The following is a 23,225-nucleotide window of genomic DNA, read 5'->3' as shown; positions in this document are numbered from 1 at the left end:
TCGCGCTCACCAGAGCGGGGACATGTTCTCCACGTACTTGAAGCCCGTGCCCGTGTTGAAGACCACCACGGACTCGTTCGGCGTCACCAACTCCAAGGACTGGAGCTTGCGCAGCGCAGCCACACAGGCGCCGCCCTCCGGTGCCGCGAAGAGCCCCTCGGAAGCCGCGAGTTCCTTCGTACCCTGCACGATCTCCTCCTCGGTGACGGAGATGGCCGTCCCTCCGCTCGCCTTCACGGCGCGGAGGATGAGGAAGTCACCCAGCGCCTTGGGCACTCGCAGGCCGTGCGCATGCGTCGTCGCTCCGGGCCACATGGGAGCATCCGGCTGTCCCTCCGCGTGGGCCTTCACGATGGGCGCGCAGCCTTCGGCCTGCACCGCGACCATCCTCGGGCGCTTCGAGCCGATGAGCCCCATCGTCTCCATCTCCTCGAACGCCTTCCACATACCGATGAGACCGGTGCCTCCTCCCGTCGGGTAGAGGATGACGTCCGGCAGCGTCCAGTCGAGCTGCTCCGCCAGCTCGTAGCCCATCGTCTTCTTGCCCTCCACGCGGTAGGGCTCCTTCAGCGTGGCGCACTCGTACCAGCCATGCTCCCGCGCGAGGCCCGCGCACACCCGCCCGGCGTCGGTGATGAGGCCATCCACCGTCTCGACGTGTGCGCCGTAGGCCCGCGTCTCCATCAGGAAGAGGCTCGCGATGTCCTTGGGCACGAAGACATGAGCCTCCAGGCCGCCTCGCGCCGCATAGGCCGCCAGCGCGCTTCCGGCGTTTCCCGCCGAGGGCAGGCACACCGCCTTCGCGCCCAGCACCTTCGCCATGGTCACCGCCGCCGACAGGCCACGCGCCTTGAACGAGCCGGTGGGATTGCCCCCCTCGTCCTTCACCATGACGTGCTTCAGGCCCAGCCACTCCGACAGGCGCGGCGCCTTGAGCAGCGGCGTGAAGCCCTCGCCCAGGCTGAGTCGCTGCGCGGGGTCCTCCACGGGCATCACCTCGTGGTAGCGCCACATGGAGCGCACTCGCGTCGCCAGGGCCTCCGGCCGGAGCGTCTTCGCCGCGCGCTCCAGGTCATAGCGCGCGAAGAGCGGCGCGCTGCAGGACGTGCACAGGTTGAGCACGACGCCCGGAGCAAAGGTCCGGTCGCACTTCGTACAGTCGAGTCGGATGACGGGCATGGGACGCCGACTCTATTCCAGCCGGCGCCCGAAGGCGGAACGACCCTCTACCGCGCGGCCTCGCCCCGCACTGGAGGCAGCCACTTGCGCAGCACGGCCGGGGCGGTGGAGCGGTAGATGTTGTCGTGGCGAAGGTCCGGTCGGGGCTCGACCTCCCACTTCAACCCCACGGGCGCGCTCGCCCGAAGGACCTCCTGCAACCGCGCGACAGCGGGGACGATGTCATCCACCTCATTCGCCGACGACACGTACAGCTCCGCGCGCAGGGCCGCGCGGGCCGCGAGCCGCTCGCCCGCCTGACGCACCAGGGACTCCGCGTTCCACCAGATGCTGGGGCTCAGGGCCAGGTACGTTCCGAACAGGTCCGGCTCCAGGAAGAACGTCTCCACGATGAACAGCCCCGCGAGCGACTCGCCGATGATGGCCCGCTCCTCCGTCACGCGATAACGCCGACGGACCTCCGGCATCAGCTCGTCGCGAATGAACGCGCGGAACGCGTCCGAGCCTCCGGTGATGGGCGCGATCTCCTTGTCCGTGGCCACCGTGGTGGGCCCCGTCATGTCGCGCCGACGCACCGTGTTCTCGATGCCCACCACGAGCATCGGCCTCAGTTCGCCCGCGCGAATGGCCGCGTCGACGGCCGAGGCGACATGCGGGAAGTCCTCCTGGAGCCCACCGTCCGGCATGTAGAGCACCGGGAAGCGCGTGTCCGTCGCCGCGTCGTAACCCGGAGGCGTGTAGACGGTGATGTGCCGGACCTCCTTCAGCGTCGCCGAAGCGAGCGTGAAGGTCTGGTGCGCGGGCACGGGCTCGGGCGCCGCGGGAGACTTGCCCGTCGTCGCGCAGCCCACGAGGAACAGCCCCCACACCGCGCACAGCATCGACCATCGCACCTGAATCACGTCCGTCCTCCCGACTTCAGTCCTTCAGCTCCAGCCACACCGGCGCATGGTCCGAGGGCTGCTTGCCCTTGCGCGCCTCCCGGTCCGTGTCCGAGCCCGTCAGCCGAGGCACCAGCGGCGCCGACACGTAGAGGTGGTCGATGCGCAGCCCCAGGTTCTTCGGGAAGCCGAGCATCCGGTAGTCCCACCACGAGAAGCGCTGCGTGTCCGGATACAGCTTCCGGTACGCATCCGTCAGTCCGAAGGCGCGAAGCCGCTGGAGCGCATCCCGCTCCTTCAACGTGAAGAGCGTCTGCCCTTCCCACAGCTTCGGGTCGTAGGTGTCGATGTCCTCGGGCGCCACGTTCCAGTCGCCCCCGAGCACCAGCGCCTCGTCGGGCTTGTGCCGCGTGTCGAGGTAGCGCCGCAGGCGGCCGTACCACTCGAGCTTGTACTCGTACTGGGGCGAGTCCACCGTCTGGCCATTGGGCACGTACGCGCTCATCACGCGGATGCCCGCCACCGTCGCGGCGATGAGGCGCGCGTGCGTGTCATCCACGCCGTCCGACAGCCCCTTCACCACGTCGCGCGGCTCCTCCTTCGCGAGGATGGCCACGCCGTTGTAGGTCTTCTGCCCGTGGACCGCCGCGTGGTAGCCGGCGTCGCGCACGGCCTCCATCGGGAAGTCGTCCTCCGTGCACTTCAGCTCCTGCAAGCACAAGATGTCCGGCTGCGCGCTCTTCAGCCACTCGAGCAGCCGCTCCTGCCGGGCTCGCACCGAGTTCACGTTCCAGGTGGCGATTTTCATCGCGGGCACCGTCGCACGACACCCACGCCCCCGCCACGGTTTTCCCCTCGCGTGCGGCCCCAGGGACACACCCCGTCGCACGCCCTCGGGGCAACCCTCTGGCACGCCCATCGCAATAGCCCCGGGTGGGAGGACGCCCACAGGTGTCCTCCCGGAGCGTCCTTCTCGGACGCCCCGCCTGGAGTCGAGGTCGCCATGAGCCCGAGGACGAGGAAGGCCACCCGCCGCACCCTGGGTTTCACCCTGCCCCCCGCGCTGAAGAAGTCCCTGCTGCCCACCTGCCTCGCCGCGCTCGGCCTGGCCGCGTGGAGCGACGTGCCCCTGCCCGCCTCGCTGCGCCCGTGGCTCGCGCTCGCCGAACAGCACGCGCGCACCCGCGACGCTGTCACCGAGGTGGTGCCGGAAGACTTCGCCGTGGCTCCTCGACTCATTGCGCTAGCCCCTCCGGAAGTCCCGAGCCCCGTCGTCGAGCAGGCGCCCCGCCCCGCGCCCGAGGACGCCCTGGCGCTGCCCCACGAGCACGGGCGGCGCGTGGACCACCTCGGACGCGCGCGCTCGCTGCGCGAGCTGGGTGACGTGTCCGGCGCGCTCACCGAGGTGCGCCGCGCGCTGCATGACGACCCGGCCGACACGGACGCGCTGACTCAGGCCGCGCGGCTCGCCCGCCTCCACGGACAATCCGACGTCGCGCTGCTGGCGTACGCGCGGCTCGGCAGCCTGGTGCCCGAGGACGCCGGAGCCCTCATCCAGCAGGCCCGACTGCTCGTGTCCCTGGGACGCCACGCCGAGGCGGTGCGCGTGGGCGAGGAGGCCGTGCTGCGCGCACCGGAGGACGCGGAGGCGTACCAGGTGCTCGGCCGCGCGCACCTGGTGGGCGGGGAGCTGGCGTCGTCCATCCTCCGCTTCCAGCAGGCCGTGCATCTGGAGCCCGAGCATGGCTACGCGCTCAACAACCTGGGCTTCGCGTACCTGCGCGCGGGTGAGAACGCGAAGGCGTCCGAGGTGCTCACGCAGGCCGCGGAGCTGCTGCCGAACGTGGCCTATGTGCACAACAACCTCGGCGTGGCGTGGGAGCGGCTGGGCCGCAAGGAGGAGGCCCGCGCCGCGTACGCCACCGCCACCCGGCTGTCCCCGCGCTACGTCCAGGCTCGCGTCAACGCGGACCGCCTGAGTCGCGTCGCCCAGGTGGACCTGGACTCGCCCGCGCCTCGGGGACAGGAGGGCCTCTCTCCGCTGCCGACAGTGCCGTAGCGCTCCCCTGCCTGGAGGCCGGCCTCCTGACGGAAAGGAGGCCGGTCCGATTCCCGATTTCAGATTCCGACTTGGTCTAACGTGCAGCCCCCGTCGAGAAGCACATGACCCTGGCCCCTGTGATGCCCACTCCGCCCGAAGCTCCTCCTCCTTCCACCCCGGCGCCCGCGCCCGCTCCGCCACGCCCTGGATTCGGCGCGCGCCTCTGGAAGTGGACCAAGCGGTTGTTCATCGCCGGCGCCGTGGGTCTGCTGCTCGCGGTGCTGGTCGGCGTGGGGGCGTACGTCTACTACAGCCGGGACCTGCCCTCGGTGGACGCGCTCCGGCACTACCAGCTGCCCCAGGTCACCAAGGTGACGTGCGCGGACGGGAGCATCTGCGCCGAGTACGCGTTCGAGAAGCGCACCGTGGTGCGCGTCGCGGACCTGCCGCCCCATGTCCGTGACGCCTTCCTGGCCGCCGAGGACGCGGACTTCTACAAGCACGTGGGCCTGGACCCCTTCGGCATCGCTCGCGCCGCCATCAAGAACCTCATCCCCGGCAGCCGCAAGTCCGGCGCGTCCACGATTACGCAGCAGGTGGTGAAGAACCTGCTGCTCACGCCAGAGCGCAGCCTGTCGCGCAAGATTCGCGAGTGGATCCTCACCCCGCGCGTCGAGGAGGCGCTCACCAAGGACGAGATTCTGGGCCTCTACATCAACCAGTCCTATTTCGGGACGCGCCGCTACGGCGTGGAGGAGGCCGCGGTCTATTACTTTGGCAAGCACGCCAAGGAGTTGAGCGTGGGCGAGGCCGCGGTGCTCGCGGGCACCGTGCAGATTCCTCACCGCATCAACCCGGAGACGAACATGACGCGGGCGAAGTCGCGTCAGCGGTACGTGCTCGGGCAGATGGCCAACCACGGCTTCGTGCCGCGCAACGTGGTGGAGGCGGAGCTGGACAAGCCCATCGTCCTGGCCCCGCGTCCCCAGCGGGCCGTGGGCCCGTACTACGCGGAGGAGATTCGCCGCACGCTCATCGAGCGATATGGCGAGAAAGCGGTGATGGAGGGTGGCCTGCGGGTGGACATCGCCATGGTGCCCAAGCTCCAGGTCGCCGCCGAGCAGGCCGTGCGCGAGGGCCTGGAGGCTGTCGACCGGCGCCAGGGCTACCGGGGTCCGCGCGGCACGCTGGAGGACGCGCAGTGGACACGTCTGCGCGGCATGGTCGCCACGCGCATCGAGGAGGCCGGCCGTCGACTGAAGGACCAGGGCTACGTGGCGGACCTGGCGCCGCTCGCGCAGGAGGAGAAGACGGCGACGCCGGAGCCGAAGGTGGAGACCGAGGAGGGCGGCGCGGAGGAGCAGCGCCCGGACCTCACGCCCGAGGATGAAGCGCCTCCCTCCGAGGAGGAGCTGATGGTGCGCGCGGTGCTCCTGAAGCCCCTCACGGAAGGGCTGCGGCTGACGGGATATGTGACGGAGCTGGACGAGAAGCGGAACGTGGCGCGCGTGGACCTGGTGGGCCGCACCGCGGAGATTGCGTTCCCCTCCGCCACCTGGGCCCGGCAGAAGGGCAAGGGCGCGCCGAAGAACATCTCGGACGTGTTCGCCAAGGGGCAGCTCGTCTACGTGCGCATCATGAAGGCGCCTCCCGCGCCGGCCTTCGTGGAGGCCACGCTGGACCAGGTGCCGCTCGTGCAGGGTGGGCTGGTGGTCATCCGCCCGGAGAACCGCAACGTGGTGGCGCTGGTGGGCGGGTATGACGCGGCGCGCTCGTCGTTCAATCGCGCGACGCAGGCCAAGCGTCAGCCGGGCTCGTCCTTCAAGCCGTTCCTCTACGCGGCCGCCCTGGGCAGCGGACGCTACACGCCGCTCTCCACGGTGAACGACGCGCCGGAGACCATTCGGGACCCGTACACGGGCAAGGCGTGGCGGCCCCAGAACTATGACCGGCAGTTCGAAGGGCCGATGACGCTGCGCACGGCGCTGACGAAGTCGAAGAACACGGTGTCCGTGCGCCTCATCGAGTCACTCACCCCGCCCACCGTCATCGACTTCGCGCGCCGGGCGGGCATCCGCTCACCGCTGCCGGAGAACCTGACGCTGGCGCTGGGCACCGGCGAGGTGACGATGCTGGAGGCGGTGAACGCCTACTCCACGCTCCAGTCCAATGGCCGCTACGCGGAGCCGCTGATGCTGCTGCGCGTGCGCGACTCGCGCGGCAAGGTGCTGGAGGACCATCAGCCGGCCTTCGAGGAGACACTGCCTCCCGCCGTCGCGTACCTCACCACGTCGCTGATGCGCAGCGTGGTGGAGGAAGGCACGGCCAAGGCCGTGCGCGAGCTGAACCGCCCCGCCGCGGGCAAGACGGGCACCACGCAGGAGTCCAAGGACACGTGGTTCTCCGGCTACACGGCGGACTGGGTGGCCAGCGCGTGGGTGGGCTTCGACAACAACTCGCCGCTGGGCGGCAGTGAGACGGGTGGTCGCGCCGCGCTGCCCATCTGGCTCCAGTTCATGCGCGTGGCCCACGAGGGCCTGCCCGCGCGCGACTTCGAGGTGCCGGCCGGCATCCTCCAGGTTCGCATCGACCCCGCCTCGGGGCTCCTGGCCGGTGCCTCCGTCCCGGGCCGGCTGGAGCCGTTCCTCGAAGGCACCCAGCCCACCGCCGAGGCCCCGCCTCCGGGCCAGGTGACGACCGACGAGTTCTTCCTCAACGAAGGCAACAGGAAGGGTCTGTGAGCCGAGCCCTGGTCCTCGCCCCGCTGCTGCTCGCACTCGCGGCCAGCGCCGCGTCGCAGTCCTCGAACGACGACACCGCGACCGCCGTCCAGCGACTCGCGCGCGAGCTGGCCTCCTCCGTGCGCACCCTGCCCGCCGAGGCGCCCGTGGCGCTGTATTTCTCGGGAGGCTCGGCCGAGCTGCGACGCGCCGTGGGCAGCGTGCTCGCGGCGCGACTGTCGGCGGAGGGACTGGCCCCCACCGTGGTGGATGCTCCGAGCGCGGAGGCCGCCGAGGGCGTGGCTCGCGCACAGGGGGCTCGCACGCTGGTGCGGCTGACGCTGGAGGTGGAAGCAGGTGCCCTGCGAGCCCGAGGGGACGCGCTGGGCACGTGGGTTAACTTCTGGTCGGGCCGCACGCCGACGCGTCCTGCCCGGCCATCGGGCGCGCTCGTCGAGTCGGTGGACGCTGACGCGGAGGTGCTGGCGCTGGCCTCGGTGGGCACGCCGACGGCGACGCCTCCCACGGGTGGACCTCGGGGCGTCCGGCTCCTGGGCGCGACGCTGGCCCGGCTGGAGCAGCCCGTGGCCGCGCTCGCGGCGGGTGACCTGGACGGTGATGGCCGCGACGAAATCGCGGTGCTGACGGAAGTGGACGTGTCCGTCTTCGCGGCGGATGGACGGCTGCTGGCCCGCAGGGAGCTGAGCGCATTGCCCTTCTCGAACGCGACGACTCGCGAGCCGTTCGGTGCGCTGGCCGTGCTTTCGGGGCCACCTCGGCTGGCCGCGTGGAGCACACGTCGCGCGCAGGGTGAGGTGCTCGTGCTGGACAAGAGCCGGAGCACGCTGCGGCCCGTGGGCGCGCTGGACAGCGCCCCGCTGGGCCCCGTGGAGCGAGGCAGCTTCGTCCCCGGGCAGACCGCGTTCCAGGCCGAGGTGCGGCTGGGGGACGGCAAGCCCGTGACGTTCTCCGCGCCCTTCACCACCGCGAGCTTCGCGGCACCGAGGATGCTCTTCGTGCACGCGGATGGCACCGGCTCGCTCTATTCGCGCGTGGGCGCGACGCCGACGCGACTGAGCGGACTGGGCGCTGGGAGTGCTCTGGGGGATTTGGATGGAGACGGCACGCCGGAGCTGCTCACCACGTCCGCCCTGCTCCAGCCTTCGCCGGATGCGCTCCGCGTCCACGCCCTCAACGGCGGCGGGGACCCCACGGTGCACGAGCCGCTGTGGCAGGGCCCGCTGCCCACGGGGCGTGCGTTGTTCGTGGTGACGGCCAACCTGGATGGCGACGAGCGCCGCGAGGTCGTGGTGGGCCTGTCGAAGCCGGATGGCACCGGTGAGCTGTTCCTCCTTCGCCAGGGTGCTCCATGAGGTCCCGACGCATCGCCCTCGCCAGTCTCGTGCTCCTGGGCTCCGCGTCCGCGCTGGGTGCGGGACGGACTCGGTACGGTGGAGAGTTGCGCGTGGCCCATGCCGGTCCGCCCGAGCTCGGAGAGCCCGCGCTCGCCGACACCCCGCTGGAGGCCACGCTGCTGGGGCTGCTGTCCCGGCCCGTCTGTGGGGTGACGCCGGAAGGAGAGGTCCACCCGGCGCTGGCCCGTGAGCTGTCGCGCCCGTCGCCTCAAGTCACGCGGGTGGCGCTGCCCAATGCCGCGACGGCGAGCGCGCTGGCTCGCGCGTGGACCCGCCTGTCCAGCACCGACGGGGCTTCGCCGTACCGTGCCCTGCTCTATCCGCTGCGCGGCGAGGGACGGCAGATTGCCGCGAGCGGCGCCTCGCTGGAGCTGGCGCTCTCGTTCCCGTGGCCGGATTTCGAGCGTGCGCTGTGCCACCCAGCCCTGGCCGCGCCCGTGGCCTCCTCGACTCCGGGCCCCTTCTCCGCCGCGGGGCGGGGCGCGCTGGATGCGCAGCTCGCGTGGCCTCGGGGTCGCCCGTATCTGGACCGGCTGCTGCTCACCGCCACGGATGAGCGCGGACTGGCCCGGCTGTGGTCTGCCCGGCAGGTCCAGGTGGAGCTAGGGGTCTCCTCGGAGACGGACAACGCGCCGGGGGCCCTGCTCTACGCCACGTATCTCGCCTTCTCGCCCCGGCGCCTTCCCACCGACTTCCGGCAGGCGGTGGAGAGCTCCATCGACCGCGAGGACCTCACCCGGCTCTTCGTGCACGGCCCGGCGGTGCCCATGCCGCACCTGCTGCCGCCCGCGCTGATGCCTCAGCCGCCCAAGCCCCGTCCCGCGGCGCCCGCGTCGGGTCCAGCTCGCACGGTGACGCTCGTCTACGACGCGGCCCTCGAGGACCAGCGCGCGGTGGCCGAGCGCATCCAGGTGAAGCTGCACGAGCGAGGCTACACCGTGGCCCTGGAGCCCCTGGCGCGCTCCGCGCTGCGCGCCCGCTGGGCCAAGGGGGACTTCGAGCTGATGCTGCACGCGTTGCTCCTGCCTCCCGCACCGGGGCCCGCGCTGGCGGTGGTGCTGGACGCGGGCGGTCGCAAGGACCTGCTCGGCGTGGAGCTGCCCGCCATCGGCGCACTGTCGGACGCGGCGGCGCGGGATGCGCGAGTTCGCGAGCGAGCGCTGGCGCTGGCCGCGTCGCTGCCGCTGCTGCCGCTGTACGCACAGGGGCTGGGGCTGCGAGCCATGCCGGAGGTGGGCGGGCTGGTGATGGATGCGCAGGGCCTGCCGATGCTGGACGGGGCCTTCTTGTTGCCCCCGGAGGGTGCGGGAACCGGGGGACGCCCATGAAGGGCGAGCCACAGGAGGACGTCGCGGCACGGCTCGCCACCTCGTCAGGCAGCGCGGTCCGGAGGACGATTCCTTGCGCCTGAGGACCCGGCTGGCGCTCGCCTTCGCCCTGCTCGCGTTGGTGCCGCTCGCGGTGGTGGTGCTGCCCACCCTCTCGCGTTTGCGCGACACGCTGTCGCGCGAGCTCGACGCACGCATGCAGGCCGCCACCACCAGCGCGCAGGAGTCGCTGGAGCGCACGGCCACCACCGCCCGCCGCGCGGTGGAGGAGCTGGTGGACAGTGCCGCCATGGAGGACCTCGCGCGCGAGGCCCGTGAGCGCCCCACTCGCGCCATTCAAGCGGGCACGGCGGAAGCCCTGATGAAGACGCGCGGGCTGACGGTGCTCGCCCTCTTCGACCGGAGCGGCACGGTGCTCTCCTCCGGGCACCTCCCCGCGCGACGCGGAGATCCGGACCCGGCCCTCTTCGCCGTCACACGTGAGACTTCGCCCAAGCCCGTGCCGGTGCGCGTGGAGGTCCGCACCCCCTCCGGCCTGCGACAGATGCCCGCGCTCGTCACCGCGCGCCCGGTGGACTACGGCGACCTGCGCCTGTGGGCGGTGGGGGGCGTGCTGCTCGACGACAGCCTGGCCCAGCACCTCGCGCGACTGACGCAGGCACAAGTCTCGCTCGTCTCCGGTGACGCCGAGCTGGCGAAGGCCGGTACCGCCCTGCCTCCCACGGTGGCGCGCGAGCTGCCCCTGGGCGAGGCCGCCACGGTGCGACTCGTCTTCAGTCGCGCCGCCGCCCGCGAGGCCGAGGAGGGCGTCATGCGCGCCTTCCTACTGCTCGCGGGACTGGGAGGCGCCTTCGCCATGCTGCTCGGGCTGCTGGTGTCGCGGTGGATGACCCGTCCGGTGGAGGCCCTCACCGAGGGAGCCCGACGCGTGGCCGAAGGCGCGCTGGATGTCCAGGTGAAGGCCGACGCCACGGGCGAGGTGGGCGAACTGGTCCGGACGTTCAACCACATGACGTCCGAGCTGAAGGCCACGACGGAGCGCTTGATGGCCAGTGAGCGCATCGCCGCGTGGCAGGAGGTCGCCAGGCGGCTGGCGCACGAAATCAAGAACCCGCTGACGCCCATCCGCATGTCGCTGGAGACGCTGCTGGCCGCGCAGGAGGCCCGGCACCCCCGCTTCCCCGAGTTCTTCAAGGAGAGCGCGGGCGTGGTGCTGGAAGAGGTGGACCGGCTGCGGCGCATCGTCGACGAGTTCAGCCGCTTCGCCAGGATGCCCAAGCCGCAGCTGGCGCCCGTGGACCTGTCCGAGCTGACGCAGAGCGTGCTGTCCCTCTACGCGACGCCTCCCGAGGGCATCCAGATACTCCCGGCGCTCCAGACAGGCGTGGTGGCCCGGGTGGACCGGGACATGCTGACGCAGGTGCTCGTGAACCTGGTGAAGAACGCCGAGGAGGCCATGACCGGCAAGGGCGGCCACCTGCGCGTGCGGGTGAAGGGCACCGACGCGGACGCCATCATCGAGGTCGAGGACAGCGGCCCGGGCATCCCCCCCGAGCACCGCGCCCGCATCTTCGAGCCCTACTTCACGACGAAGGACGGCGGCACGGGACTCGGGCTGGCCATCGCCGCGCGCATCCTCCAGGAGCACGGCGGCAAGCTCGAAGTCGGCGGCGAGCCAGGCCAGGGCGCGCGCTTCAGCGTGGTGCTCCCACGCGCGGACCTCCTGGCCTCCGGCACCGCGAACGCGCCCTAGGAAAATGCATGAGGCCCGAGGCGAATCATCGCCCCGGGCCTCGATGTCGACTCGCGGTGGAAGCCGCGCTCAGTCCTTGACGGGCGTGGCCTTGAGAGCGGCCTTGCCTTCCTTCACGTAGACCTGGAAGCGCACCGTCTTGCAGGCGTACTTCTGGACGAGCTGCTCCTTGTTCTTGCGCAGCTTCTGCACGAACTTGTCGTACGTCAGGCCATCGGCCGGCTCGCCGCACCGCTCACGGGTGGTGACGAACTCGCGGAAGACCTCCTGGAAGTGCTGCTCCTCGGAGAGCGCCACCGCGGAGTTGCCGGACGGGCCCGCGCCGGGGAGCGGGATGGCGACCGGAGACCCCGAGCGGGGCGGCAACGGGATGGGCGCCTCGGCCGGACGGGCGCTGGCCTGGAGCAGCTCGCGCGGAATGGCCGCGACGCGCGTCGTCTCCGGGTTGTCGGGCGTCTGCGCCGCGGCCAGGGCGAACGGGTTCGCCGCCTGCTGGAGCGTATACGCCGCCGTCGGCTGGTCCTCGAAGGCGAAGGCGCCGCGACGAGGCGACGCCGTCGACAGGGGCTCACCCGAAGCGGAGAAGCCTCCCGACTCGGACTCGAACGGCATCGCACCGCCGAACGGCGTGGGCTGCTGCGAGCCGTACGGGCTGACCGCCGGAGGGGGCGGCGAGGACAGCGGCGGCGCCGGGAAGGGGAACGCATCCGCCGAGCCGAACGGATCCGCCGAAGCAAACGGGTTCGACACCGGCGCGGGGGCCGGAGGCGGCAGCGCGAACGGATCCGCGCCAAAGGGCTGGGCCGCTGGAGGGGGCGCGGCCAGGGCGAACGGATCCGCGCCGAAGGGCTGGGCCGCCGGAGGAGGCGGCGCGGCCATGGCGAAGGGGTCCGACAGGGGGGCCACGGCCGGAGGAGGCGGCGTCGCCTGGGCGAACGGATCCGGCAACGGGCCCGGCGTCGGCGCGGCGGCGAACGGCGCCGAGGCGAACGGATCCGGCAGCGGCGCGGCGGCCACCGGCTGCGGCTGCGGCGCGGGAGGCGGTGACGCCTGCTGCATGGGCGCATGCGCCGCCATCGCGGCCGACAGGCTGAGCGTGTCGGAGGTGCCCTGCACATCGTCACCGGAGCCCGACGAGCCACCCATCAGCACCGTCCACACCAGCGTGAGGGCCAACAGCCCCGCCAGCGCGACGAGCGCGGTCTGCTGGTAGTCCGCCACGGCGCCCAGCACCGACTGCGTCCCGGCCACCGCGAGCACTTCCAGCGGCGTGCCCTCCAGCGCGCGACGGGTCCCCACCGCCAGGGGTGCCTGGCCGCCCATGACGTCACCTTCCGTCATCATGGGCAGGCCCACGGGGCCCAGCGACTGGAGGCTGCCGCGGCGCACCACGACACCGCTCGCGTTGGCCGCCACCTGCCCCAGCGAGCCCTCCGCCAGCAGCTTGTCCGGCCCCACGGCCGTCACCGAGTCACCCTTCACCAACCCGAGCGCGGAGACGCCGGTGGCCTGAACCGCGGCCTCCAGCGCGCCCTCGTCGAGCAGCGGCGCGCCCACCACCAGCGTCACCGCCGGCTGCATGCCGAAGTCCCCGCCCCACAGCACGGGCACCGAGGCGAACACGTGCGTCGCGCCGAGCGCGTCCACCACCGAGGTGCCGGCCTTCGCCAGCGCGGCGACGTCCAGCTTCGCGGCGTCCGAGGAGGGCTCCGCGCCCGCGACGGCATGGAACGCGGCGTCCGGGGCGACCAGCGCCACCACCACGCCCTTGAGCTCCTTGGGCAGCACGGCCTCGGCGGCCGTGCGGACGGCGGTGAAGCGCTCCGTCGTCAGGGGCTGGAGGGCAGCGCCCTTGTCTTCCGCCTTGTCCTTGTCCCGGAGCTGAGGACGCGGGGGGACGGCGGGCTTCGGGGGAAGCAGCGCGTGGACAGCGGAGGCGACGTCCGGCGTGGCGGCCAGCTTCAGCGCCAGCGCCTGCACCTCCGCGCGACGCGCGTCCACGCGACGCGCCACCTCGGCCACACCCGAGGCGGACTGGGCCGTGGCTGCGTCCACCGCGCGCGCGCGCAGCGGTCCCGACAACATCGGGAGATGAGCAAGCCCCAGTCCAATGACCAGGAACGCGAAGAGGAGGAACTTGAGGCGGACCATCGCCGTCCTTTAGCCCATGGGTGAAGGGTTCCGCTTATAGCGTTCACCATTCGGACCCAGCAAGATTCGGGCAGCGGACAACGCGGGCCCGGCCGCCCGGAGGACAACCGGGAAGACCGGGCCCTACACCGAGGCACGCCCTCGGCTAATAGTTGGGAACGTCCGCCGCCACGTCGTCGGGCAGCCCGTTCGTGTGCACGTCACGGCGCTTGTCCACCGTCTTCCGGAGGGTGCGCTCCAGCCGGTCACGCGCCGCGTCGATGGCGGGAAACAGCGTCTCCGCCTTCTCGGTGACATGCACGGCGGCGAAGCTCGGCATCCGCACAGTGACCCGGCATTCCTTGTCCACCCCACCCTTTGGACCGTTGATGTCCACCAGCGAGATGTCGATTTCCGCCGCCTCGTCGTCCGCGTACCGCTCGATGTGGCGCACCAGATGCTCCTGCAGATAGTCCCGCATGGACTCCGTCAGGGTCAGATGCACGCCCCGCATCAACACCTTCATGGCATCACCTCCAGGCCCAATAATGGGCAGCCACCCGCCCCTTGGTGAGGGGGGGCTCCTCTACCTGCCTGCTCTCCAGGCGGAGAGGCACGCGGGCCCGCCACCTCGCGGCGGACGAATCCGACAAGGGCCATGGTTCCCCAAACGCATGGGTGCCAAGCGAATCAAGGTCCTCCTCGTGGAGGACGACGGTGACAGCCGGGAGCTCCTCGCGGAGCTGCTCGAGTTCGAGTTCGACGTGGTCACCGCCGCGGACGGGCTCGCCGGCCTGAGGGCCTTCGAGAGCGAGTTGCCGGACGTGGTGGTGACGGACGAGTCCCTGCCGGGGCTGCATGGCACGGAGCTGGCCCGACGGGTGAAAGCCCGCGCGCCGCACACGCGCATCATCCTGGTCTCCGGCTACACCCATGTGGACGGCGCCGAGCACTGCGACCTCGTCCTTCGCAAGCCCATCGACGTGGAGCGGCTGAGCAGCGCCGTGGGCAGGCTGGGAGATGAGGCGCGCCACGGAGCGGGTGACGACGCCCGGCAGTGAACGGAAGGACTGGCCCCCGGTGCCGAGACAGGACACCAGACCTACTATGTCCCTCCAGGACATCCACGAGCGGGAGGGACCGACATGAAGTACTGCGCCAGGTGCGGCTCGGAGTATCGGGACGATGTCGAGCAATGCTCGGACTGTCCCGGCAACCCACGGTTGGTGGACGTGGGAGAGATGCGCAGCCGGGGACTCCCGCTGCCCCATGAGCTGGACAAGCGCGTCTTCGTGCGCGCGGGCACCACGACCAATCCGTTCATGGTGGAGGTCTTCGTGGAGCTGCTCGAGGAGTCGGACATCCCGGTGCTGGTGCGCGCGGGGCGCTCCGGCGTCGTGGACAAGCTGACCACGGGCAACCTGCTCCCCTGGTGGGAGATATTGGTGCCCGAGGAGCAGCAGGAGCGCGCCGCCTTGATGATTGAGCGGGAGCGCGTCCAGGAGGCGGCCACCACCGACGATGCCGTCAGGGCCGCCGAGGAAGAGGAGCGGGAGACCGAGCAGGCCTCTCCTCCCCCACCCGCCCTCTGAAGCGTCAGGGCGAGCGGACGACGGCGCGTGGCGAGGCGGACTCCGGGCGGCGGGCCTCGAAGAGGCTCACGCCCGTGACCTTCCACTTCGCATAGCGGGAGTTGCGGCCGAGGAAGGTCTCCAAATCTTCGTCCACGACGCGGTTGTAGCCCCCGCGCGAGGCATGGCGCAGGTAGGTGCGGCCCTTGCGCTGCACCACGAAGCCCAGGTGCGTCACGCGGGTGGCCTTGAGTGGAAGGTCCTCGCGCAGCACCACGAGGATGGTGCCGGAGGGGATGGAGCGCGCGTGCTCCATCACCCGCTCCAGCGGAATCATGTTCATCGCGAACGTGCCCACGGGCCGCCGCTCCTTCGGGAGCTGGAGCGCCTGGGACGAGCGGGACTGCCAGGTCAGCGGCGTCAGCGTCTTCGTGACGGCCACCGCGTCCTCACCGCCGAAGCGCCGCGTCACGTCGCGCAGGAAGCCCTTGCGGACGTTGTTGGGCAGCCACTGCGCCTCCATGAGGTGGTTGCGGTCCTCGTAGGCCGGGGCCTGGGCGTAGCGGATGTGCTCCAGCAGCGGGGCGACCTCCGGCTCCGCGCGCGCGAGCCCCAGCGCCAGGGACTGCTCGACGAAGGTGAGGCAGTCCACCGCGTCCAGCCGGAAGGTTGGATCCGGGTCCACCCCCGAGCCCTCGCCCAGCGGGGACAGGACATAGGGCGTGTTGACGAAGCGCTGGCTCATCGTGAGCAGCCGCTCGGTCAACGGCGCGTTGGAGGCCTCCGCCACCAGGGCGGCGAAGGCGCTCGCGTCCAGGCCCGTCCAGCCGTTGGGCCGCGAGGGAGTGGCCGTGGCCGCCTGGGCCGCCGCCGAGCCGGAGTCGAGAATCCGGTCCGCGCCGGGCGTGGCGGAGCCCTGCGTCGAGGAGGCCGGCGTCGCCTGGGTGACGAGCGCCGCGGCCAGCACCACCGCCCACGTCATTGCGCCACGCCCGCCCTTCGGAGGATGGCCTTGCGACGGTCATCCTGGAGCTGGAGCGTCTCCAGTTCCTTCTCGTACGACAGCTTCTCTTCGCCCTTGGCGTTCCACGAGGCCAGCACCAGCCAGTCCAGCATGGTGCTGTCCCCGCCCTGGTAGAGGATGCGCGCGGCGCCAGCGGCCAGGCCCCGGTCCTTGTCCTCCAGGAGCGGCTTGAGCGCGGGGGTGGCCTTCTTGGCGGCGACACCCTCGAACAGCTCCAGCCCCTGCCGGCGCACGAAGCGGTCCTCCGCGCCGAGCAGCTTGTTGGCGAAGGCGAAGCCCTCCGGCGAGCCCAGGCGGCACAGCCCGCGCGCCGCCGCGAAGCGGGTGCTCTCCGAGTCGTTCGTCAGGTATTCCTTGAGGGGCTTCACCTGCTTGGCGTCGCCAGTCTCTCCCGCCGAGGCCAGCATGATGGCGCGCACCTCCAGCTCCTGCTCGTCCTTGGCCGCCGCCATCAGCGCCTTGCCCATCTTCGGGTTGCGCGAGGCGCCCAGGGCCCGGGCCGCGTCGCGGCGAACTCCGCTGCTCTTGTCAGCCAGGAGCGGCAGCAACACCTGGACATTGCGGCTCTTCAGCCGGGCCAGGCCCTGCGCGGCGTACATGCGCACAGTGCTGTCACCGTCGCCGGCGAGGCGGACCAGGGCCGGCTCCGCGGAGCGAGTGTCCAGCCCCGCCAGCACCGCGACGAGGTTGCGGCGGACCCGCTCCTCGAGCACCCGGCGCAGGGAGTCGGTGATGATTTCGGCGGCGTAGGGCTCCTCGTGCAGGTAGCGCAGCCGGGAGACGGCGGCGGCGACGCCTCCCCCCTGGATGACGGTCTGGACGACCTTGTCCGTCTCGGCACGGCGCTCGCCGCGCTTGGCGGCGGACGCCTGGGCGGACAGGGCCAGGGGGGGTAGGAGCAGCGCGAGCAGCAACAGGAAGCGGGCGGAGAGGACGGACGGGCGCACGGGAGGGAGACGATGGCAAGGGCGGCGCCGGTCGTCAAAGTCCCTGGCGTCGGACGGCCCCCCTCCTCAACGGGGTCTGCCCGATTCTTGACCCCCCAAGAGGCGATTGATACGACCGATGCCTCTTTCCCTCCTCTAGAGGCGCCACCCTATGAAGAAGCTGACGGTGCTGGTGGCGGTGGCAGGGGCGCTCGTCGCGTGCGGCCCCGTGAAGTCCACCGCGAACATCCTCGACGCCGAAGTCCAGATTCAGGCCGCGCGCACGGCCGGAGCCGACAAGTTGGCTCCGTACGAGTGGACCGCCGCCAACCTGTATCTGGAGAAGGCCCGCGAGGAGGTTGGCTACTCCGACTATCAAGCCGGGGTGGATTTCGCGGTGAAGGCCTCCCGCTTCGCCAACGAGGCCCGCGAGAAGGCCATGTCCGTGGCGGGCAGCAGCGATTCCGACACTGGCGAACGGACCCCGAACCCGTGACGCACCGAGCGCTCCCGATGACGCGTCCCTCCCTTGCAGCGCTGCTGTCCCTCCTCCTGGCCGCCAGCTGTGTGAGCGGCAGCAAGATTCGCGCGGACACCCAGGTGCTCGCCGCGGACGTCGAGCGGGCCCGTCGCAGCGGTGCCTTGCGCTGCGCCCCGGTGGAGCTGGCCACCGCCGAGGCCTACCTCGACTTCGCCAAGGGTGAGCTGAGCCAGGGCAACAGCGGCCGCGCCGCCTCGCACGTCCGCGTCGCCGACACGGCGGTGGACCGGGCGCTGGCGCTGTCGAAGAACTGCGGTCCGCGCCAGGTGCTGGTGCGCGAGCGCCCCGAGGCTCCGCAGCCGCAGCAGCCTCAGCAGCCCACGGACGCCAAGCCGCAGCAGCCCCAAGTGGTGGTCCGCATCGAGGAGACGGACAGCGACGGGGACGGCGTGCTGGACAAGGACGACCCCTGCCCCGACCAGGCCGAGGACAAGGACGGCTTCCAGGACGAGGACGGCTGCCCGGACGCGGACAACGACAACGACGGCGTGCTCGACGCCAACGACAAGTGCCCGGACCTAGCCGGAGTGGCCGAGAACCAGGGCTGCCCCGCCGAGGCGCCGAAGGACCGCGACGGGGACGGCATCGTCGACCCGCTGGACAAGTGCGTGGACCAGCCCGAGGACAAGGACGGCTTCCAGGACGACGACGGCTGCCCGGACCTGGACAACGACAACGACGGCATCGTCGACGCCCAGGACAAGTGCCCCAACGAGGCCGGCTCCATGCAGAACAGCGGCTGCCCGGACAAGGACGGGGACGGCGTCAACGACGGTCAGGACAAGTGCCCGGACGAGCCCGAGGACAAGGACGGCTTCCAGGACGAGGACGGCTGCCCGGACCTGGACAACGACGCGGACGGCCTGGCGGATGCGCAGGACAAGTGCCCCAACGAGGCGGGTCCGCCGGAGAACAGCGGCTGCCCGGACAAGGACACGGACAATGACGGCGTGGTGGACCGACTCGACGCGTGCGTGGATGCGCCCGGCACGAAGGAAGAGCGCGGCTGCCCGAAGCAGTACAAGAACGTCGTCATCAAGAAGGACCGCATCGAAATCAAGAAGCAGATCCTCTTCGGGTCTGGCTCCGCGAAGATCATCGGCAAGCAGAGCACCGCCATCCTCGAGGACGTGGCGTCGGCCCTGAGGGATGCGCCCTGGATTCAGAAGGTCCGCATCGAGGGCCACACGGACTCGCTCGGCAAGGACGAGTCGAACCTGAAGCTGTCGCAGAAGCGCGCCGACGCGGTGATGGCGCAGCTGCTGCGCAAGGGCATCGACCCGGGCCGCCTGGAGGCGGTGGGCTTCGGCGAGACGCGTCCCATCGCGCCGAACACCACCAAGGCGGGCCGCGCGCAGAACCGCCGCACGGAGTTCAACATCGTCACGCAGTAGGCCGCCCCGCCCCGGCCACTCGAAGGCCGGGGCAAGCAGCGCCAGCGCCTCCCGGGCATCTGTCCCGAGGAGGCGCTTCGCTTTTCAGGAGGCCTGTCGACGCGGAAACCACTCGCGCGAACCGAGCAGACACCAGCCCCTGGAGAGCCCGGCGACCAGGCCCCTCACGCGACGCGCAAGGCAGCCCCGCCATCCGAGCGAAGCCCACGCGAAGGAGCTCGCGAGGACACCGCCCGCCGGGCTTCCTTCACGCCAGGGCCTCAGCCCCGCGAGAGGGCGTCAGTCGTCCTTGAGCAGCTCGTGGAGGACCTCGGTGGCGTAGGCGCCCCGGGGCAGCTCGAACGCGAGCCACAAGTCTTCACCGTCGGGCGTCAGCTCGGGCGAGCCCAGGCGGACGCGGTACGGCCTGCGCCCTCCCTCCGTCTCTCCCCCACCGCGCTTGAAGTCGTCCGGCGTGACGCCCTCCCCCACCAGCAGGGTGGCCTCGAAGTCGCCCACCGCGCCCGTCGCGGCGGTCATCTTCGGACCGAACAGGGGCCCCGCCGGGCTCACCTCGAACGAGGCCACGCGAGGACCATCCACGTCCGGCGCCTCGCACACGAAGAGGCCGCCCGTCTCTTCCTTGCGCAGCACGTCACCGAGCAGCGCGGTGGACAGCGTGCCACCGCGTACGCGCTCCGCGAGCGCCCGGTTGAAGATGCGCGACTGGAAGGCGGAGAGGTACAGCTTGCGCTGGAAGCGCTCGGGCCGCTTCGGCAGGCGCTGCCCCAGCACCAGCATGCGCCCCAGGTCCGCGTTGTCACCCGCGCGGCCGAAGCGCTGCTCACCGAAGTAGTTGGGAACACCGCTGGCCAACAGCCGCGAGAAGCACTCTCGCGCGGCGCCCACGTCACGCACCCCGCGCAGGCGCAGCTTGAAGCGATTTCCCCGCAGGTGCCCGGTGCGCAGCTTGTTGCCGTGCCGCTTCGACCAGAGCACCTGCGTGCCCTCCAGCGCGAACTCCCCCAGCCGGGCCTCCGCGCGCGCCGGCACCGAGAGGAGCTGCCGGGTGACGGCCTGCCGGTCCTTCATGCCCGCGACGCCGATATCGTCCTCGGACACGCCCAGGGACGCGGCCAGCGCGCGCACCACCTCCCGCGTGTCCCGGCCGCGCTTCTCCAGCCACAGGTAGAGGTGCTCCCCCTCGCCCGAGGGTTGGTAGGCGGGAAGCTCCTCGACTTCGAAGTCCTCGGGAACCAGCTTGAAGGCACCACCACAACCGGGCACATCCGCGGTCAACCGCGGCCAATCTGAATCCGTCGTCACGGCCCCTCGAGCGTCGCCAGGAGTTCCTTCACGCGACGGGCAAGGTCCTCATCCGCGCGCGACTCCAGAAGCTCTCCGGCCTGGAACAGCAAAAAGAACATCACGTCACTGAGCGCCTGCTTGAAGGACGCCAGCGGCTCGCTGCCCAGCTGCGCGCGGTGCCGCTCGAAGGCGTCCATCAGCTTGGGCTCGGCCAGGCTCCCGTCCGGCTGGAAGGCCAGGCCCTCCAGCACCGGCGAGGACGACAGCGCCTGTCCGGAGAGCGCGGCGTTGGCGGCGGCGATGAACTCACGGTCCATGCCCTGCTTGGCCACCTCGTCGCGAATCTCCCGGAAGATGAAGTTGAACACGCGCGCCACGGGGCGGGGGTCCACCGTCGGAGCGGCGCTCGCGACAGGACGTCCCGTCCCCGCGGGCACGGGCGTGGTCGGAGTCTGCGTCCCGGTGGGGCCCACCGTCGGCGAGGGGCCCGCGGGCACGAGCAGCGGCTTGTCCGTCAGCGACGCGAAGCCGCCTTCCAGCAGCCGGAAGACGACCTTGGTGATGTCGAACTCGGACAGGCGGGCGGCGTGGCCCAGCTCCAGGATGGTGCGCCGGCCGTCGAGCAGCCCCAGCACCCGGTCCTCATCCTCCTCCAGCTTCCCGTCCGAGCCGCGCTTGCGAGCCACGTACAGCCGGCCGTGGGGGATGCGCTTCCGGAAGTGCGCCATCTCGTCGATCTTCCGGATGCTGTCCATCAGCAGGCTCTGGGTGGAGAGCTGGATGGAGTGACTCGCCTTGTCGTCCACCGGCTGGTCGATGAGGAAGAAGCTCCCCTCCCGGCACAGGACGATGGCGTGGAAGATCTCACTGACCTGGTGCGTGACGCACTTGAAGAGGTCGTGCGCCTGCAGGAAGCCCTTCTCCACCAGGGCGCGGCCCACCTTGGACGGAGGCTGGCCCTTGAGCGCGGCCTCCACCTGCGTGCGGTCCACGTAGCCCAGGCGCACCAGCACCTCGCCCAGCCGGTCCGCCGGGTCATCCGACGAGGCGCCACGCACCTCGCCGTCCCGGAAGGTGACGGAGCGATCTCCGCCAGGGGAGTGGACGCGAATGATGCCGCTCCACCGCGACTGGCTGAGGAAGGCCATCAGGTCCGACAGCGGGAAGCCGCCCGCGTCACCGGAGAGCACCACGCGCGGCGCGGCGATGGAGCCGCCCTCGGAGGGGCCCCGCGCGAAGACGAGCAGGTCCGGCGCCGTGGGCATCAGCGCATACGTCCCCGAGCGCCCCGCCAACGGAGAGGGGCTCTGGCGATCCTCGGGGACGAGTTGCCCCGCGTCGATGCGGAACCGTTGCGTCATCTCCGTGTCAGTCAGCCGCCCAGGCGTTCTTGTTGTTCACCCACTCCAGCTCATCCTCCAGGCTGTGGTTGAGCAGGTCCTCATGGATGAAGCTCAAGTCGAGCGCGCGCCCGTTGAAGTACACCGTCGGCGTCCCCGACAGCCCGGCCGCGCGGCCCTGGTTGCGGAAGCCCTCCAGCTCCTGCTTGTAGGAGTCCGACTTGAGCACCGCCGCCAGCTTCGCGCCATCCAGCCCCAGCTCCTTCGCCAGCGCGGGCAGCGCCTCCGACTTGAGGTTCTCCTGGTGGGTGAACAGGGCGTCGTGCATCTGCCAGAACTTGCCCTGATCTCTCGCCCACAGGGCCGCCTGGGCCGCGGGCACCGCGTTGACGTGGTTGGACAGGGGGAAGGGCAGGTAGCAGAAGCGCACCTGCGCCGAGTTCTTCTTCGCGAACGCCTCCAGCACCGGCCGGGCCTTGGCGCAGTAGGGGCACTCGAAGTCGGAGAACTCCACCACCGTCACCGGGGCGGAGGCGGAGCCCATGCACATCCGGTCGTCCACCTTGAACTGGGCGCGCTGCTCGCGGAAGGCGCCGTAGTACTGGGACAGCTGGACGATGACCTCGGTGGCCGGGCTGCCCTCGGACACCATGCGCGCGGCCACCCGGGCCATGCGCTTGGCGTGGCGGCAGGTGTTGTGCGACTTCAGGCAGGCCCCCAGGGTGTGCGGGCAGCCGCAGTAGCAGAACTCGTCGCTCAGGACGGTGGCCAGCTCCCGCTTGGACGCGGCGGAGAGCGAGGAGAAGTCCATGCCCGGGATGCCGGCGAGCGCCGCGGCGGGGTCCGTCGGGGCGGCGGGCGGGGCCGGAGGAGGAGGCGGCGGCGCGGCGGGAGCCGGAGCGGCGGCGGCCGGGGCCGGATTCGAGGCGGGCGCGGAGCCCTCCGGGTTCTTGCAGCCCGAGCTGGTCAGCGCCACGGCGGCCAGCAGGGGAATGACACGCTTCCAGCAGGAGAGGAGCACGCGGCGGGTCTTAGCCACGCTCGCGGGGCTTGTAAAGCAACGCCAGCCTTGGCAGGGAACCTCCTTACTCATGCCCAGAGTCCTGCTCCTGCATACCGGTGGCACGCTAGGGATGGCCGGCGGTCGGCCCTCCGCCCTGCGCCCCGCCGCCTTCTTCAAGACGCTCAAGGCCCGTGTCCCGGAGCTCTTCCAGCTCGCCGACATCGAGCTACAGCTCTTCAGCAACCTGGACAGCTCGGAGATGCAGCCAGAGCTGTGGCAGCGCATGGCCACCCACCTGCACCAGCAGCTCCAGGACTTCGACGGGGCCGTGGTGACCCATGGCACCGACACGCTCGCCTACACGGCCAGCGCGTTGTCCTTCATGTTGCGCAACCCGCCCTGCCCCGTGGTGCTGACGGGCTCCCAGCGCCCCCTGGGGGAGGTCCGCTCGGATGCGCGGCTGAACCTCATCGACGCGGTGCTCTCCGCGCTCCAGGGGCCGCGCGAGGTCACCATCTGCTTCGACTCGCACCTCTATCGAGGCAACCGCACGCGCAAGGTGAAGGTGTCCGAGTACGACGCCTTCGAGAGCCCCAACTGCCCCGTGCTGGGCACCCTGGGCGTGGACGCGACCTTCGAACCGGGCCTGCGGCCCAAGGGCCCCTTCCGCCTCTACGAGAAGCTGGATCCGC

20 protein-coding genes are annotated in these 23,225 nt (G+C 71.2%); 10 read left to right on the top strand and 10 right to left on the bottom strand.

Going from position 1 to position 23,225, the window contains the following annotated elements; all coding sequences use genetic code 11:
- Positions 1–6: 6 nt before the first annotated feature.
- Genes ACN469_RS27175 through ACN469_RS27165 form a run of 3 tightly spaced genes read right to left on the bottom strand, consistent with a single transcriptional unit; the run spans position 7 to position 2,868 of the window.
- Complete coding sequence (locus ACN469_RS27175; protein ID WP_498772275.1) at positions 7–1,179, bottom strand: threonine synthase; 1,173 nt, start codon at positions 1,177–1,179, stop codon at positions 7–9.
- A gap of 47 nt (positions 1,180–1,226) precedes the next feature.
- On the bottom strand, positions 1,227–2,060 hold the full coding sequence (locus ACN469_RS27170) for an alpha/beta hydrolase (protein ID WP_498772279.1): 834 nt from the start codon (positions 2,058–2,060) through the stop codon (positions 1,227–1,229).
- A gap of 37 nt (positions 2,061–2,097) precedes the next feature.
- Positions 2,098–2,868, bottom strand: a complete 771-nt coding sequence (locus tag ACN469_RS27165) for an exodeoxyribonuclease III (protein WP_498772273.1) — start codon at positions 2,866–2,868, stop codon at positions 2,098–2,100.
- 195 nt (positions 2,869–3,063) lie between these two features.
- Between ACN469_RS27165 and ACN469_RS27160 the strand changes: the two genes are divergently transcribed.
- From ACN469_RS27160 to ACN469_RS27140, 5 genes are all read left to right on the top strand, one after another.
- Positions 3,064–4,119 carry a tetratricopeptide repeat protein gene (locus ACN469_RS27160; protein ID WP_498772271.1) on the top strand — a complete coding sequence of 352 codons (1,056 nt, stop codon included), beginning with the start codon at positions 3,064–3,066 and terminating at the stop codon, positions 4,117–4,119.
- A gap of 104 nt (positions 4,120–4,223) precedes the next feature.
- Positions 4,224–6,842, top strand: coding sequence for a penicillin-binding protein 1A (locus tag ACN469_RS27155; RefSeq protein WP_498772269.1), 2,619 nt, complete (start codon positions 4,224–4,226; stop codon positions 6,840–6,842).
- Complete coding sequence (locus tag ACN469_RS27150; RefSeq protein WP_498772267.1) at positions 6,839–8,194, top strand: FG-GAP repeat domain-containing protein; 1,356 nt, start codon at positions 6,839–6,841, stop codon at positions 8,192–8,194. The genes ACN469_RS27155 and ACN469_RS27150 overlap by 4 nt, the downstream gene beginning before the upstream one ends.
- Positions 8,191–9,564 carry a periplasmic substrate-binding domain-containing protein gene (locus ACN469_RS27145; RefSeq protein WP_498772265.1) on the top strand — a complete coding sequence of 458 codons (1,374 nt, stop codon included), beginning with the start codon at positions 8,191–8,193 and terminating at the stop codon, positions 9,562–9,564. Before ACN469_RS27150 ends, ACN469_RS27145 begins: the two co-directional genes overlap by 4 nt.
- Positions 9,565–9,637: 73 nt before the next feature.
- On the top strand, positions 9,638–11,317 hold the full coding sequence (locus ACN469_RS27140) for an ATP-binding protein (protein ID WP_498772263.1): 1,680 nt from the start codon (positions 9,638–9,640) through the stop codon (positions 11,315–11,317).
- A 69-nt stretch (positions 11,318–11,386) separates the two neighbouring features.
- On the opposite strand, the gene ACN469_RS27135 is transcribed toward ACN469_RS27140, so the two are convergent.
- Complete coding sequence (locus ACN469_RS27135) at positions 11,387–13,468, bottom strand: MXAN_5187 family protein (protein WP_498772261.1); 2,082 nt, start codon at positions 13,466–13,468, stop codon at positions 11,387–11,389.
- A 145-nt stretch (positions 13,469–13,613) separates the two neighbouring features.
- Positions 13,614–13,973 (bottom strand): ribosome hibernation-promoting factor, HPF/YfiA family, encoded by a 360-nt coding sequence (gene hpf / locus ACN469_RS27130; protein WP_498772259.1) that lies wholly within the window; start codon positions 13,971–13,973, stop codon positions 13,614–13,616.
- A 148-nt stretch (positions 13,974–14,121) separates the two neighbouring features.
- On the opposite strand from hpf, the gene ACN469_RS27125 reads away from it, so the two are divergent.
- Positions 14,122–14,508: a response regulator gene (locus tag ACN469_RS27125; RefSeq protein ID WP_498772257.1), complete on the top strand. Its 387-nt coding sequence runs from the start codon at positions 14,122–14,124 to the stop codon at positions 14,506–14,508.
- An 84-nt stretch (positions 14,509–14,592) separates the two neighbouring features.
- Complete coding sequence (locus tag ACN469_RS27120) at positions 14,593–15,039, top strand: putative signal transducing protein (protein ID WP_498772255.1); 447 nt, start codon at positions 14,593–14,595, stop codon at positions 15,037–15,039.
- 4 nt (positions 15,040–15,043) lie between these two features.
- Here the strand turns inward: ACN469_RS27120 and ACN469_RS27115 are convergent, their stop codons facing one another.
- Positions 15,044–16,000, bottom strand: a complete 957-nt coding sequence (locus ACN469_RS27115) for an N-acetylmuramoyl-L-alanine amidase-like domain-containing protein (RefSeq protein ID WP_498772253.1) — start codon at positions 15,998–16,000, stop codon at positions 15,044–15,046.
- On the bottom strand, positions 15,997–16,989 hold the full coding sequence (locus ACN469_RS27110) for a HEAT repeat domain-containing protein (protein ID WP_498772251.1): 993 nt from the start codon (positions 16,987–16,989) through the stop codon (positions 15,997–15,999). The genes ACN469_RS27115 and ACN469_RS27110 overlap by 4 nt, the downstream gene beginning before the upstream one ends.
- Before the next feature lie 151 nt (positions 16,990–17,140).
- Here ACN469_RS27110 and ACN469_RS27105 point away from each other — a divergent pair, with 151 nt between their 5' ends.
- Both ACN469_RS27105 and ACN469_RS27100 read left to right on the top strand, forming a co-directional pair.
- Entirely contained in the window at positions 17,141–17,464 is a 324-nt protein-coding gene (locus ACN469_RS27105; RefSeq protein WP_498772249.1) for a DUF4398 domain-containing protein, read from the top strand.
- A 17-nt stretch (positions 17,465–17,481) separates the two neighbouring features.
- Complete coding sequence (locus tag ACN469_RS27100) at positions 17,482–18,903, top strand: OmpA family protein (protein ID WP_498772247.1); 1,422 nt, start codon at positions 17,482–17,484, stop codon at positions 18,901–18,903.
- 279 nt (positions 18,904–19,182) lie between these two features.
- On the opposite strand, the gene truD is transcribed toward ACN469_RS27100, so the two are convergent.
- The 3 genes from truD to ACN469_RS27085 are packed head-to-tail and all read right to left on the bottom strand — an operon-like array spanning position 19,183 to position 22,551.
- On the bottom strand, positions 19,183–20,208 hold the full coding sequence (truD, locus tag ACN469_RS27095; RefSeq protein WP_498772245.1) for a tRNA pseudouridine(13) synthase TruD: 1,026 nt from the start codon (positions 20,206–20,208) through the stop codon (positions 19,183–19,185).
- Positions 20,205–21,551: a DUF4388 domain-containing protein gene (locus tag ACN469_RS27090; RefSeq protein ID WP_498772243.1), complete on the bottom strand. Its 1,347-nt coding sequence runs from the start codon at positions 21,549–21,551 to the stop codon at positions 20,205–20,207. The genes truD and ACN469_RS27090 overlap by 4 nt, the downstream gene beginning before the upstream one ends.
- A gap of 7 nt (positions 21,552–21,558) precedes the next feature.
- Entirely contained in the window at positions 21,559–22,551 is a 993-nt protein-coding gene (locus tag ACN469_RS27085; protein ID WP_498772277.1) for a DsbA family protein, read from the bottom strand.
- Between the two features lie 70 nt (positions 22,552–22,621).
- Between ACN469_RS27085 and ACN469_RS27080 the strand changes: the two genes are divergently transcribed.
- On the top strand, positions 22,622–23,225 hold a 604-nt coding region (locus tag ACN469_RS27080; protein WP_498772241.1), incomplete at its 3' end, for an asparaginase.

Source organism: Corallococcus terminator (assembly GCF_049194865.1).
Classification (GTDB): Bacteria; Myxococcota; Myxococcia; order Myxococcales; family Myxococcaceae; genus Myxococcus; species Myxococcus terminator_A.
The sequence above is the reverse complement of the archived record's forward strand: the minus strand, read 5'-3'. Positions and strand labels throughout refer to the sequence as shown.